The following is a 12,593-nucleotide window of genomic DNA, read 5'->3' as shown; positions in this document are numbered from 1 at the left end:
TGCTTGTGACCGCCACGGACCGTTCCATCGAGCTCGTCAACGCCGCCGCCCAGGCGGCCGCCGACCGGCTCGCGCACGACATCATCGCGTACGACGTCAGCGACGTGCTGTCGATCACCGACGCCTTCCTGCTCGCCTCCGCGCCCAACGACCGCCAGGTCAAGTCGATCGTCGACGAGATCGAGGAGCGGCTCAACAAGGAGCTGGGCGCCAAGCCCGTGCGCCGCGAGGGCGACCGCGAGGCCCGCTGGGTCCTCCTCGACTACGTGGACATCGTCGTCCACGTCCAGCACAGCGAGGAGCGGGTCTTCTACGCCCTGGAGCGGCTGTGGAAGGACTGCCCCGAGCTGCCGCTGCCCGAGGACGCCGTGAAGACCCGCGGGAAGGCCGAGGAGCACGCGCGGCTCACCGGCGCCGACGCCTCCGAGGGCGACGACCTCGGTACCGGTACGGACGGTGAGCTGCGCTGAGCGCCACCAAGGGCGGCACGGGCCGCCGCATCGTCCTCTGGCGCCACGGCCAGACCTCCTGGAACCTGGAGCGCCGTTTCCAGGGCAGCACCGACATCGAGCTGACCGAGACGGGCGTCGGCCAGGCGCGCCGCGCCGCCCGGCTGCTCGCCGCCCTGAAGCCGGACGCGATCATCGCCTCCGACCTCAGGCGCGCGGCGGCCACGGCGGCCGAGCTCGCCGCGATCACCGGCCACCAGGTCACCCACGACGCCGCGCTCCGCGAGACGTACGCGGGCGTGTGGCAGGGCCTGACCCACGAGGAGATCCTCGCCCGGCACGGTGACGAGTACCGGGCGTGGAAGCGCGGTGAGCCCGTCCGGCGCGGCGGTGGGGAGCTGGAGACCGAGGTGGCCGACCGGGCCGCCCCGTTCGTGCTGCAGCACGTCGAGAAGGTGCCCGAGGACGGCACCCTCGTGGTCGTCAGCCACGGCGGCACCATCCGCACCACCATCGGTCGGCTGCTCGGCCTCGACCCGCACAGCTGGGAGAGCCTCGGGGGCCTGACGAACTGCTGCTGGTCCGTGCTCGGCGAGGGCGCCCGCGGCTGGCGGCTGATGGAGCACAACGCCGGCACGCTCCCCGAGCCGGTCCTCGGCGACGACGACTGACCCGGATTTCACTTTCGGGCAGGTGACAGGCTAAAGTTCTTCTTGTTCGCAGCGCGGAGCGCGAAGAACACGAGGGGCTATAGCTCAGTTGGTAGAGCGCTTGCATGGCATGCAAGAGGTCAGGAGTTCAATTCTCCTTAGCTCCACAGTCAAGGATCCCGTCCCCGTCAGGGGGCGGGATTTCTGTTTGCCCTCGCGGTGCCACCCGCGGCCACCTGGTACGGGCTCCCTGACCGGCCCTCCCGGCGGTTCCGCCCGGCGCCCCCGCTCGGTCGCCCGTCCCGTCACCCGACCGCACTCCCGGCCGCGCGGGGCCATGGCAGAATCGGACGGCCGGAGGGGGCTGACGGACCGGACGGGAGGAGTGCGCGCGCATGGCCGCCAGGAGTAACGAGGGACCCGCCGCCCGGCTCGCCACCCCGAAGGCGCGCACCGCCCTCAGCTGCCCCGCGTGCGGTTCCGCGGACGTCGCGCAGGTGCTCGGTGACAACGGCGGCGTGACCTACGTCTGCACGTCCTGCGGCCACAGCTGGAGCTGAGTGATGGGTGCACACAGGCGGAAGTGCGACTGGTGCGGCAGTGGCACGCCGATCGTCCGCGACATGGATCCGGTCAACCCGGACTACCAGTACTGGTGCGAGGAGTGCGCGCGGGCGCTGATCATAAAAGGCGACCCCATCGAGACCTACCGGGAGCTCGAAGGGGAGCCCATCTACGGGCGCCTCCTCGACGAGCACTGCACCCTCAAGCGCTTCTACTCCTTCGCGACGGCCTGACCCGACCGGGCGCCCTCCATGGGCGCGCCCGACCCCGCAGGGGCCTCGCCCGGCCCCGAGCCGGGCCGCGACCGCGTGTGCTCCCCGACCGACCCCGCGCCGGGCCGCGCCGCCGTGCGGCCCCGCACGGCGGCGACGGCGAACACCGCCAGCAGTGCCAGCCCCAGCAGCGTGTAGAGCCCGGACAGCAGCATCTGCCAGCCGTTCTGGTGCAGTTCGAGCCGCACCGGCGCCGGGGCGTGCGGAACCCACCACAGCGAGAACGACCCGAAGACCAACGCCACCCCGGCCACCCACAGCGGCCGCGCCCGGCTCGCCAGCAGCACCAGCGCCGGCACGCACCACACCCAGTGGTGCGACCACGAGATCGGGCTCACCAGCAGCGCCGTCACGGCACACGCCACGACGGCCACCGGCCGGTCGCCGTCCAGCGCCGCCCGTACCGCCACGGCGAGGCCCGCCGCGCCCACGAGGGCCGCCGCCACCACCCACCACAGCCCCGGGTCGGTGGTGTGCAGCAGACGCGCCAGCACCCCGCTCAGCGACTGGTTCGCCGTCTCCTCGGTGCGGCCCACCCGGCCTGTCTCGAAGATCATCTCCGTCCAGAAGCGTCGCGAGTCGTACGGCAGCAGCACCGCCGACGCGACCGTCACCACCAGGAACGTCACCGTCGCCCGCACCCCACGGCGGAGCCACTCGTTCCACCGGTCGGCGCCGCCCCCGCGCGCGCGTGCCACCCCGACCGCGAACAGCAGCACCACGAACAACCCCGGTGTGAGCTTCACCGCAGTCGCCAGCCCGATCCCGACCCCCGCCCACCGGCTGTCCCCGCGGCGCGTGAGGTCCCACAGCACCGCGACCGCCATCAGCAGGTTGATCTGCCCGTACCGGAACGTCTGCCACACCGGCTCGCACCACACCAGCGCCGCGGCCACCCACAGGGCCGCTCCCGGCCGCTCCCAGAAGGCTCCGCCCCGGCGCGGCCGTCCCGCCCCGCCCGACACCACCAGGCGCAGCGACAGGTGCGCCAGGGCCACCATCAGGAGCAGGTTCCCCAGCGTCGCCAGCACCCGCATCTCCGCCACGCCCACCAGGGTCAACGGCGTGAACAGCAGCGCCGCGAACGGCGGGTACGTCGTCGGCAGGTTCGCCGAGGTGGCGCGCATCGCGTACAGGTCGCCGCCGGCCAGGACGGTCTCGCCCTCCGCCCGGTAGACCGACAGGTCCAGCATCGTGACGTGGGCGGCGCGCTGCGCGACCCAGAAGGCCACGAACGACAGGAGGCAGACCCCCAGGGCTGCCAGCGGCAGCGTACGGAGGCGGGAGCGGATGGTCACGGTCGCGGTCACGTGGGCCGACGCTACCCGCCCCGTCGGGGCCGCGACCGGGGGGCCGGGGAATCGATTTGGTGGTTCACCGGGGGGACCGTGTAATGTTCTCTGTGTCGCCGCGAGGGAAGCCCGCGAGGGAAGCCCGCAAGGGAGACCGGACAGGCGGCACACCGCAAGGGGCTATAGCTCAGTTGGTAGAGCGCTTGCATGGCATGCAAGAGGTCAGGAGTTCAATTCTCCTTAGCTCCACAGCACGAGAAGGCGGGCCATCCGATTCGGATGGCCCGCCTTCCGTGTTCACGGGGTCAACTCCTGCCGCTGCCCAGCGCCTTGCGGTTCGAGGCGGGCAGGGCCGGGCGCTCCTTGGGCGCGGCCGCCTGCTCCAGGCGCAGCGCCAGCGCGGGGCAGCGGCCCACGGCGCGCTGCGCCCGCCCGCGCAGGTGCGTCGGCACGGACGCGTCCGCCAGCACCGGGAAGCCGTCCGCGCCCATCCGGATCAGTTCCGGCACGATGTCCGCACACAGCCCGTGCCCCTGGCACAGCGTCCAGTCCACGGCCAGCCGCTCACCGCTCGGAACGGACTCCTCCACGTCCTGGTAGCCGGGCGCGGGCAGCGGCAACACCCCCGTCGTCGGACGGCCGCAGCCCCCGTCCAGGACGTGCGCGGCGAGATCGTCGGTGAACGCGGACAGCGTCGAGGCGAAGAAGCGCGCCGAACCGTCCGGGTGCTTGCACGCGCCGCGCCCCTTCACGGCCTGCACGACCTCCCGCAGCGCCTCCAGCGCCGCCGGGCCGCCGCCGTTCAGGACGTCCGACAGGCCCCCGGCCGCGGCCGGCAGGCCCAGCCGGCACGGCCCGCACTGCCCGGCCGTCTCCGCGGCCAGCCAGTTCGCCACGCGCTGCGCCTCACCGAGCGGACAGGTCTCCGGGCCGATCGGGAGGATGGCACCCGCCCCCAGGGAGCCGCCCACGGCCGCCAGTGACGCCCGGGACACCACCGCCTCGTGCACGGCGGCCGAGTCGATCCAGTTGCCGTGGTACCCACCCGTGAGCACGCCCTGCGGGACCGGCGGGGCACCCGCCAGCTGGAGGACGTACCGCAGCGGGACACCCGTCGGGACCTCCACCACCATCGGGCGGGCCACGGCGCCCGACAGCGTCAGCAGCACCGTCCCCGGCTCCTGCTCCAGTCCGGCGTGCGCGTACCGGTGCGCACCGATCCGCGCGGCGACCGCCAGCTGCGCGAAGGTCTCCGCGTTCGACAGCAGCGTCGGCGCGCCGCCCACCCCGGACTCCGAGGCCCGCTCGCGGCGGCCCGGCGGCAGAGCGGGACCGCCCCCTATGGCGCGGATCACGGCGGAGGCCTCACCCGACACCATGCGCTCCGGCGTGCGCACCACCCGCGCGCGCAGCTGCTGCCCGCGCCGGTCCGACAGGCCCCGCTCGGCGAGCGCCGCCCGCAGCGAGATCTCGGTGGAGTTGCGGGTGACCGCGACGACGAGCGTCCGGGCACCCAGCGCCTCCGCGGCCAGCAGGGCGCCGTCCAGGATGAGGTGCGGGGCACGGTTCAGCAGGACCGTGTCCTTGCGGCAGGCGGGCTCGCCCTCGCTGCCGTTGACGACGACCACCGGCCGCACCCCGCGGCGTATCGCGGCCTCCGCGACCGCCCGGAGCTTGCGGCCGAAGGGGAAGCCCGCGCCGCCGCGGCCGCGCAGGGAGATGTCGTCGGCGAGACGGGCCAGCCGCTCGCCGCCCACCGGCTCCAGCGGGCCGTGCACCTTCAGGTGCATGGCCAGGTCCAGCCGCTCGATCAGGTCGAAGCCCTGCGTGAGCTGGGGGAGGCCGACGACACGGACCTCGGGGACGTCGGGCAGAGGGGTGTTCACGGGCGTTCTCCTGCGGGTGCTGTCCACGGCTCGCCGGCGGGCGGGCGGTGGAAGGGGCCGGGCGTCGGCTCGGCGGTACCGCCGTACGGGGACGGCGGCTGAGCGGGGTCGTACCGGGAGGGGGAGGGCGCCGCGAGCGGGGGCTCCGACGGGGGTGCGGGAGCGTCGTACGCGGCCGGGGACGGGGACGGGGACGGGGACGCCGGAGCGTCGTACGCGCGCGGGGGCTCGGACGGTGGCGGGGGAGCGTCGTACGCGCGCGGGGCGGGGGACTGGGTGGGCGGCGGCGGTGACGGGGTGGGCCAGTAGCCGGCGCGGACGGGCTGCTCCCCGGGGATGACGGGCAGCTCCTCGGTCATGGGCACCCGCTCGGCGAACGGCACCTCCTGGGGGGCCGGTTCCGCAGCCGCGTCACCGCCCCCCAGGGAGACGGCGCGGTACCCGGCGGCGAGACCCGCCCCGGCGCGACCCGGGCGGCGGCCCCCGGCCTGCGGCGGGACGGGACCCGGCAGGCGTTCGCCACCCGGCAGGCGCTCGGCCTGCGCGCGGCGCGGGGGCTCCCAGCGGGCCTCCGGCTCGTACGGGTGCGGGCGGGGCGCCTCACCGGGGTCGTAGGGCCCCGCGCCGGTCGTGCCGGGCAGCGGCTGGGTCGCGGGGTCGCGGCGTGCCCGCCGGGAACCGGGCCGGGCCGGGCCGAAGCCGGCGGCAGGGCCCGCGGCGACGGGGTCGGGGAGGGGCCCCAGGAGGTTCAGGAACCGCTCGGTGAGGTCGCGCTGCAGGTGGGAGGGGAGCAGCCGCACCGAGACGGCCGCCGCGACCGCCGCAAGCGACGTGCCGTACAGGACCATCACCCAGGGCGCCGCGGGGCGTCCCGCGTACAGGCCGTGGATCAGCGCCGCGCACCAGGCGGGGTAGGCGAGCATGTGCAGGGGGCGCCAGCGGGCGGCTATCGCCCCGCGGCCGGCCAGGGCGCTGCGCAGGGCGCCGGTCGACGCGACGACCACCATGAGGAGGCCGGCGAGCGACCCGAAGCCGATGAGGCCCGCCGAGCCCGTGACCCCCAGCCCGAACGGCACGAGGGCGCCGATGAGTTCCACGTGCCCGAGGGACACCTTCACCGTGCCGTGCAGCAGGAGGAAGCCCAACGACGCGACGGCCGTGCCGCGGTGGACGGCCTGGGCGAGCAGCCGCTGGCGCGGGGTGAGCAGCAGCCGGTCGGTGGCGACCAACGCCCACGCGACGGACGCCGTCAGGGAGACGAGTGACAGGACGCCGGTGCCGAAATCCAGGAACTCGCGGAAACCGTCGCTTCCGCCGATGACCAGAAGGGGCAGGAGGACGAGAGCTGCCGCGTACAAGCCGCCCTGTACCGGCCGGCTCAGGCCCGCCTTCTCGGCGGGGGAGGAACGGATCTTGCGATGAGGGGTCATGGGCGACTCCGAATGGTGCGGATGAGGTCCCGTCGGCGCATGCTATGGCCGCGCATACCAGCGAGTACGGCGTTTGCGGGTTTACGGAGACGACTGGCCGACAACTGACTCGGGGGTTGCCCGGGAACGCGCCGATACGCCGAGTAACCGTTCCCGCAGGGGTAGTGCGACCGTCACGCGACTGTCCGTGTCCGCGTGGTGGGACGGTTGCGATGCGGCCCGCGGGGGCCCTGCGGTACCCTGACGCCATGCGTGCCGTACGCCTCCTGCTTAGCGAGCCGCGCTGATCAGTACCGGCGGATGAGAAATCCGACCGGAATCGGCGCGGCGTCCCCTCCTGTGCGAGGGGTTTTTTCATTTCGCCGTGCCGACCGAAATCGGGGCGCGGCGGCGGCAGCGACGCAGAGACGATCGATGGAGCTTCAGAGGATCATGACCGAGACGAATTCGGCTGCCGAGACGGCGGCCCCGCATCGTTATACGGCGGCCATGGCGGCCGACATCGAGGCACGCTGGCAGGACTTCTGGGACGCCGAGGGGACCTATGCGGCGCCCAACCCCGTGGGTGACCTGGCGGGCGACCCGCAGGCTGTCGCCCGGCCCAAGAAGTTCATCATGGACATGTTCCCGTACCCCTCCGGCGCCGGCCTCCACGTCGGCCACCCGCTGGGCTACATCGCGACCGACGTGTACGCCCGGTACCAGCGCATGACCGGCCACAACGTCCTGCACACCCTGGGCTTCGACGCGTTCGGCCTGCCCGCCGAGCAGTACGCCGTCCAGACCGGCACGCACCCCCGGGTGTCGACCGAGGCGAACATCGAGAACATGAAGGCCCAGCTGCGCCGGCTGGGCCTGGGCCACGACAAGCGCCGGTCGTTCGCCACGATCGACCCCGAGTACTACAAGTGGACCCAGTGGATCTTCCTGCAGATCTTCGACTCCTGGTACGACGAGGAGGCCGGGAAGGCCCGCCCGATCGCCGAGCTGGTCGCCCTCTTCGAGAGCGGTGAACGGCCCGTACCGGGCACCACGCGCGCGTGGAGCGAGCTGAGCGCCGCCGAGCGCGCCGAGGTGCTGGGCGACTACCGCCTGGCCTACGCCTCCGACGCGCCGGTCAACTGGTGCCCCGGCCTGGGCACCGTCCTGGCCAACGAGGAGGTCACCGCCGACGGCCGCTCCGAGCGCGGCAACTACCCGGTCTTCAAGGCCAAGCTGCGCCAGTGGAACATGCGCATCACCGCCTACGCCGACCGACTGCTGGACGACCTGGACGCGCTGGACTGGCCCGAGGCCATCAAGCTGCAGCAGCGCAACTGGATCGGCCGTTCCGAGGGCGCCCGCGTCGACTTCGCCGTCGGCGACGACGCCATCACCGTCTTCACCACGCGCCCCGACACCCTGTTCGGCGCCACCTACATGGTGCTGGCCCCCGAGCACGAACTGATCGAGAAGATCGTGCCGGAGGCGTGGCCGGCCGGCACGCAGGCGCTGTGGACCGGCGGACACGCCACCCCGGCCCTGGCCGTCGACGCGTACCGCAAGCAGGCCGCCGCCAAGTCCGACGTCGAGCGGCAGGCCGACGCCAAGGAGAAGACCGGTGTCTTCACCGGCGCCTACGCGGTCAATCCCGTCAGCGGCGAGCGGGTCCCCGTCTTCATCGCCGACTACGTCCTGATGGGGTACGGCACCGGCGCCATCATGGCCGTCCCGGCGCACGACACCCGCGACTTCGCCTTCGCCCGCGCCTTCGACCTGCCCATGCGCTGCGTCGTCGAGCCGGCCGACGACCGGGGCACGGACCCTGCCGCGTGGGACGACGCGTTCGACTCGTACGACGCGCGGATCATGGCCTCCACCAACGACGACGTGTCCCTGGACGGCCTGGGCGTCGTCGAGGCCAAGGCGCGCGTCACCGAGTGGCTGGAGACCCGCGGCATCGGCGAGGGCACCGTCAACTACCGGCTGCGCGACTGGCTGTTCAGCCGCCAGCGGTACTGGGGCGAGCCCTTCCCGATCGTCTACGACGAGGACGGCGTCGCCCACCCGCTGCCCGAGTCGATGCTGCCCCTGGAGCTGCCGGAGGTCGACGACTACGCGCCGCGCACCTTCGACCCGGACGACGCCGACACGCAGCCCGAGACGCCCCTGTCGCGCAACGCGGACTGGGTGAACGTCACGCTGGACCTGGGAGACGGCCCCAAGCGGTACCGCCGCGAGACCAACACCATGCCCAACTGGGCCGGTTCCTGCTGGTACGAGCTGCGCTACCTGGACCCCCACAACAGCGACAAGCTGGTCGACCCGGAGATCGAGCAGTACTGGATGGGCCCGCGGGACGGCATGCCGCACGGCGGTGTCGACCTGTACGTCGGCGGCGCCGAACACGCCGTCCTGCACCTGCTGTACGCGCGGTTCTGGTCCAAGGTGCTGTTCGACCTGGGCCACGTCTCGTCCGCCGAGCCGTTCCACCGGCTGTTCAACCAGGGCATGATCCAGGCGTTCGTCTACCGTGACGCGCGCGGCATCGCCGTCCCGGCCGCCGAGGTCGAGGAGCGCGACGCTGCCTTCTGGTACGGGGGCGAGAAGGTCAGCCGCGTCCTCGGCAAGATGGGCAAGTCCCTGAAGAACGCCGTCACCCCGGACGAGATCTGTGCCGAGTACGGCGCCGACACGCTGCGCCTGTACGAGATGGCCATGGGCCCCCTGGACGTGTCCCGGCCGTGGGACACGCGCGCGGTGGTGGGCCAGTACCGGCTGCTGCAGCGGCTGTGGCGCAACATCGTCGACGAGTCGACCGGCGAGGTCACCGTCGTCGACGCGGAGCCGGACGAGGACACGCTGCGCGCCCTGCACAAGGCCGTCGACGGCGTGTCCCAGGACATGGCCGCGATGCGCTTCAACACCGCCATCGCCAAGATCACCGAGCTGAACAACCACCTGACGAAGTCGGGTGGCGCGGTGTCCCGGTCGGTCGCCGAGCGGCTGGTCCTGCTGGTCGCGCCGTTGGCCCCGCACATCGCCGAGGAGCTGTGGCGCAGGCTGGGCCACACCGGCTCGGTCGTCCACGAGGAGTTCCCGGCCGCCGACCCGGCGTACGTCGTGGACGAGTCGGTGACCTGCGTCGTGCAGATCAAGGGCAAGGTCAAGGCGCGTCTGGAGGTTTCGCCGGCCATCACGGACGCGGAGCTGGAGGCGCTGGCGCTGGCGGACCCGGCGGTCGTGGCCGCCCTGGGTGGCGCCGGCATCCGCAAGGTGATCGCGCGGGCGCCGAAGCTCGTGAACATCGTCCCGGCGTGACGGAACACCGGGGCGCCGAGCGGCGCCCCGGGTTTTTCCCCTAGGGGGCGGGTCGAGGGGCCTCTCGGAACCCCCGACCCGCCCTTCGCCGTTTACCGTGGAGAGAACAACCGACAACGAGGGGACCCCCATGGCAGAGGCGATCGCGATTCTGGCGCTGCTCTTCGTCGCCCTCGTCGTCCTTGGTGTGTACGCGAGCGTCAAGGCGATCGGGGCCGCCAAGCGCGGCGTCGACCGCACTCTGACCCAGGCGCGCCGCACCGTGGAGGACACCACCCTCCGCGCGAAGAGCATGGGGCAGGGCGGCGTCGCGGGCGAGCTGGCGCAGCTGCGGCTGTCCCTGCGGACGTCGATGCGCGCCACGCAGGACGCCCTCGCGGCGGGCGCGGCGGAGGACGCCTCCCTCCAGGAGTCGCTGCAGCTGTTCCGGCGGCTGAGCGCCCACGGGCACGAACTCGACGAGGACCTCAAGCGGATGGAGCGCGACCCGGACCGCACCCGGGTGGCCGCGCACCTGCAGGACCTGCGGGAGCGCACGCGCCGCATCACCGACTCGGCGGACGCGCTGCGGTGGGCGGCCCGGGAGCGGGCGCAGAAGTTCGCCGACGACGAGTTGGACACGCTCAGCGCGCAGATCGACATGGAGGCCGGCGCCCTGCGCCACTGGACCACGTCCGAGACCCCCGGGACGACGGACCGGCGTCCCCCGGAGGCGTCGGGTACGCGGTCTCCCGGGACCTCGGACACGCAGGCGGCAAGGCCCGCCCCGCCGTGGACGGCACGGCCCGAGACCCAGGACCGCACAGGGACGTCGTGGCCCGAGGCCGGCGCCGGGCAGACGCCCACGCAGACGTGGCCCGCCGACGCCGACGGAGACCGGGACGCCGCGGCGGACCCCACCGCCCGGGGTGCCGCCGCGGGTGGCGACCGGGACACCGGCGGCGCGGCGGAGGGCGCCCGACCCGCGATCACCGCGCGCGACCCCCGCCTGGAGACCGGCTACCCGTGGCAGAAGGCCCGGCGGCCCGAGACCACCAACTGACCGCACGGCAGGAGCGGGGCGCCTCCCGGCCGCAGGAGCCGGGGCCTCGGCACTTCCACCGGGCCCGGCCGGGGCGGTGGCCCTGACGGGGCCGGGGCTGCTTCCGCAGGCCGCCTGCGGGTAACCTCCGGGTCATGTCCCGCCATGTCGCGATCGTCACCGACTCCACGGCCTACCTGCCGCCACAGACGATGGAGCGGCACGGTATCAGCGCGGTACCGCTGACCGTGGTCCTGGGGGACCGGGCCCTGGAGGAGGGCACCGAGATCTCGGCGCGGTCCCTCGCGCAGGCCCTGCAGAAGCGGCGCTCCGTCACCACGTCACGGCCCAGCCCCGAGGTGTTCGCCGCCCGCTACCGCGAGGTCGCCGAGACGGGCGCCACCGGCATCGTCTCGCTGCACCTGTCGGCGGAGCTGTCCGGCACGTACGAGGCCGCGCTGCTCGCCGCCCGCGAGGCGCCGGTACCGGTCCGGGTCGTCGACACCGGGATGGTCGCGATGGCGCTGGGCTTCTGCGCCCTCGCGGCGGCCGAGGCCGCGCAGGCCGGATGCACCCTGGACGAGGCCGTCGCGGCGGCCGAGAAGCGCGCCGCCGGCACGTCCGCGTACTTCTACGTCGACACCCTCGACTACCTGCGCCGCGGCGGGCGCATCGGCGCGGCCCGTGCCCTGCTCGGCTCCGCCCTGGCCGTGAAACCGCTGCTGGAGCTGACCGGCGGGCGGATCGAACCGCGGGAGAAGGTCCGCACCGCGTCGAAGGCCATCGCACGGCTGGAGGAGATCGCCGTCGAACGGGCGGGCAGGGCCCCCGTCGACATCGCCGTGCACCACCTCGCCGCGGCCGACCGGGCGGAGACGCTCGCCGGGCACCTGCGCGAACGCGTTCCCGGGCTGGCCGACCTCCACGTCAGCGAAGTCGGCGCCGTGATCGGCGCGCACACCGGGCCGGGGTTGCTCGGAGTGGTCGTCGCACAGCGGTGACCCCACCCTGAAGAGTGGCCGAGTTATCCCCAAGTGCCGTGTTATCCACGGAAATCGATACGGCCGCCCAGACTCGCACGCTTGTGTCTACCGTGTGATCCATGACGACACGAACACACTCCGTGACCGGTCACGCGGCCGCCCTTCCTCGATCCTCCGCGGCCACGAGCGGACCCGGCAGGCCTCCGGGCTCGGACGGCCGGACGCGCGGCCGGACAGGCGCGCCCCGGGCGCGCGGACGACACCGCGCCCGCGGCGACGCGGCACGGGACGCGCTGGCCGCGTACGCGCTCCGACGCAGGGCGGACGCGCTCATGGCGGGCACTCCCCGGCCCGCGCGTGCGCACCCGCCTGCGAGCGAACCACCCGCGCCCGCACCGTCCGCGCCCGCACCGCCTGCGAGCGAACCGCTCGCGCCCGCACCGCTCGCCGGCGGTGAGCCAGGCGTGGAGGAGCCGGGCGTCGGTGAGCCGCTCGCGGGAGAGGCGGGCCGCGGTGAGCCGGGCATGGTGACCGCCAGGGGAGGGCCTGCCCCGGAGCCGCCGGCTTCCCGCACGTCCGTGGCGGGGCCGGCGCAACCGCCGCCGCGTGCGGTCCCGCTCCGGAGGGTGCGACCGGCCGGTCGGCCGGAACCGCCGCCTTCCCCGGGCGCGCCGCCGGGACGGCGACCGTCCCCGTCCCCGCCGCCCCGGACCGGCGGGGCGCCCGAACCGCCCTACCCGGTGCCG

Annotated in this window: 10 protein-coding genes and 2 tRNA genes; 9 read left to right on the top strand and 3 right to left on the bottom strand. The window is 73.9% G+C overall.

The genetic code is table 11. The annotated features are described in order from the left end of the window. Positions 1 to 5 precede the first annotated feature (5 nt). The 5 genes from rsfS (at position 6) to NRO40_RS09240 (ending at position 1,896) form a co-directional block, all read left to right on the top strand. Entirely contained in the window at positions 6 to 470 is a 465-nt protein-coding gene (gene rsfS / locus NRO40_RS09260; RefSeq protein ID WP_058943087.1) for a ribosome silencing factor, read from the top strand. After that, positions 467 to 1,120, top strand: coding sequence for a histidine phosphatase family protein (locus NRO40_RS09255; RefSeq protein ID WP_058943086.1), 654 nt, complete (start codon positions 467 to 469; stop codon positions 1,118 to 1,120). Before rsfS ends, NRO40_RS09255 begins: the two co-directional genes overlap by 4 nt. Before the next feature lie 73 nt (positions 1,121 to 1,193). Beyond that, positions 1,194 to 1,266: transfer RNA gene (locus tag NRO40_RS09250), tRNA-Ala, on the top strand. Positions 1,267 to 1,494: 228 nt separating this feature from the next. After that, on the top strand, positions 1,495 to 1,659 hold the full coding sequence (locus tag NRO40_RS09245) for a hypothetical protein (RefSeq protein WP_198549378.1): 165 nt from the start codon (positions 1,495 to 1,497) through the stop codon (positions 1,657 to 1,659). Positions 1,660 to 1,662: 3 nt separating this feature from the next. Continuing rightward, positions 1,663 to 1,896 (top strand): hypothetical protein, encoded by a 234-nt coding sequence (locus tag NRO40_RS09240; RefSeq protein WP_030494108.1) that lies wholly within the window; start codon positions 1,663 to 1,665, stop codon positions 1,894 to 1,896. On the opposite strand, the gene NRO40_RS09235 is transcribed toward NRO40_RS09240, so the two are convergent. Next, positions 1,875 to 3,245, bottom strand: coding sequence for a glycosyltransferase 87 family protein (locus NRO40_RS09235; RefSeq protein WP_058943085.1), 1,371 nt, complete (start codon positions 3,243 to 3,245; stop codon positions 1,875 to 1,877). The two genes, NRO40_RS09240 and NRO40_RS09235, sit on opposite strands and share 22 nt — an antisense overlap. Positions 3,246 to 3,403: 158 nt before the next feature. On the opposite strand from NRO40_RS09235, the gene NRO40_RS09230 reads away from it, so the two are divergent. Further along, positions 3,404 to 3,476 (top strand) — tRNA-Ala (locus tag NRO40_RS09230). 56 nt (positions 3,477 to 3,532) lie between these two features. Here NRO40_RS09230 and NRO40_RS09225 read toward each other — a convergent pair. Beyond that, positions 3,533 to 5,113 (bottom strand): NADH-quinone oxidoreductase subunit NuoF family protein, encoded by a 1,581-nt coding sequence (locus tag NRO40_RS09225; protein WP_058943084.1) that lies wholly within the window; start codon positions 5,111 to 5,113, stop codon positions 3,533 to 3,535. Continuing rightward, positions 5,110 to 6,543, bottom strand: coding sequence for a ferric reductase-like transmembrane domain-containing protein (locus NRO40_RS09220; protein ID WP_058943083.1), 1,434 nt, complete (start codon positions 6,541 to 6,543; stop codon positions 5,110 to 5,112). The genes NRO40_RS09225 and NRO40_RS09220 overlap by 4 nt, the downstream gene beginning before the upstream one ends. Before the next feature lie 432 nt (positions 6,544 to 6,975). Between NRO40_RS09220 and leuS the strand changes: the two genes are divergently transcribed. The 3 genes from leuS to NRO40_RS09205 all read left to right on the top strand — a co-directional run bounded on the left by leuS (position 6,976) and on the right by NRO40_RS09205 (position 11,865). Then, complete coding sequence (leuS, locus tag NRO40_RS09215; protein ID WP_058943082.1) at positions 6,976 to 9,843, top strand: leucine--tRNA ligase; 2,868 nt, start codon at positions 6,976 to 6,978, stop codon at positions 9,841 to 9,843. 130 nt (positions 9,844 to 9,973) lie between these two features. Continuing rightward, positions 9,974 to 10,885 carry a hypothetical protein gene (locus tag NRO40_RS09210; RefSeq protein WP_058943081.1) on the top strand — a complete coding sequence of 304 codons (912 nt, stop codon included), beginning with the start codon at positions 9,974 to 9,976 and terminating at the stop codon, positions 10,883 to 10,885. Between the two features lie 134 nt (positions 10,886 to 11,019). Next, positions 11,020 to 11,865, top strand: coding sequence for a DegV family protein (locus tag NRO40_RS09205; protein ID WP_058943080.1), 846 nt, complete (start codon positions 11,020 to 11,022; stop codon positions 11,863 to 11,865). The last annotated feature ends 728 nt before the right edge of the window (positions 11,866 to 12,593 follow it).

Origin of the sequence: Streptomyces changanensis (genome assembly GCF_024600715.1) — a bacterium.
Lineage (GTDB): Bacteria > Actinomycetota > Actinomycetes > Streptomycetales > Streptomycetaceae > Streptomyces > Streptomyces changanensis.
The sequence above is the reverse complement of the archived record's forward strand: the minus strand, read 5'-3'. Positions and strand labels throughout refer to the sequence as shown.

What these genes read in the sequence shown, in the direction of transcription:
- NRO40_RS09245 (WP_198549378.1), top strand. Translation starts at nt 1,495, where the DNA reads ATGGCCGCCAGGAGTAACGAGGGACCCGCCGCCCGGCTCGCCACCCCG.
- NRO40_RS09240 (WP_030494108.1), top strand. Translation starts at nt 1,663, where the DNA reads ATGGGTGCACACAGGCGGAAGTGCGACTGGTGCGGCAGTGGCACGCCG.
- NRO40_RS09220 (WP_058943083.1), bottom strand. Translation starts at nt 6,543, where the DNA reads ATGACCCCTCATCGCAAGATCCGTTCCTCCCCCGCCGAGAAGGCGGGC.
- leuS (WP_058943082.1), top strand. Translation starts at nt 6,976, where the DNA reads ATGACCGAGACGAATTCGGCTGCCGAGACGGCGGCCCCGCATCGTTAT.
- NRO40_RS09210 (WP_058943081.1), top strand. Translation starts at nt 9,974, where the DNA reads ATGGCAGAGGCGATCGCGATTCTGGCGCTGCTCTTCGTCGCCCTCGTC.
- NRO40_RS09205 (WP_058943080.1), top strand. Translation starts at nt 11,020, where the DNA reads ATGTCCCGCCATGTCGCGATCGTCACCGACTCCACGGCCTACCTGCCG.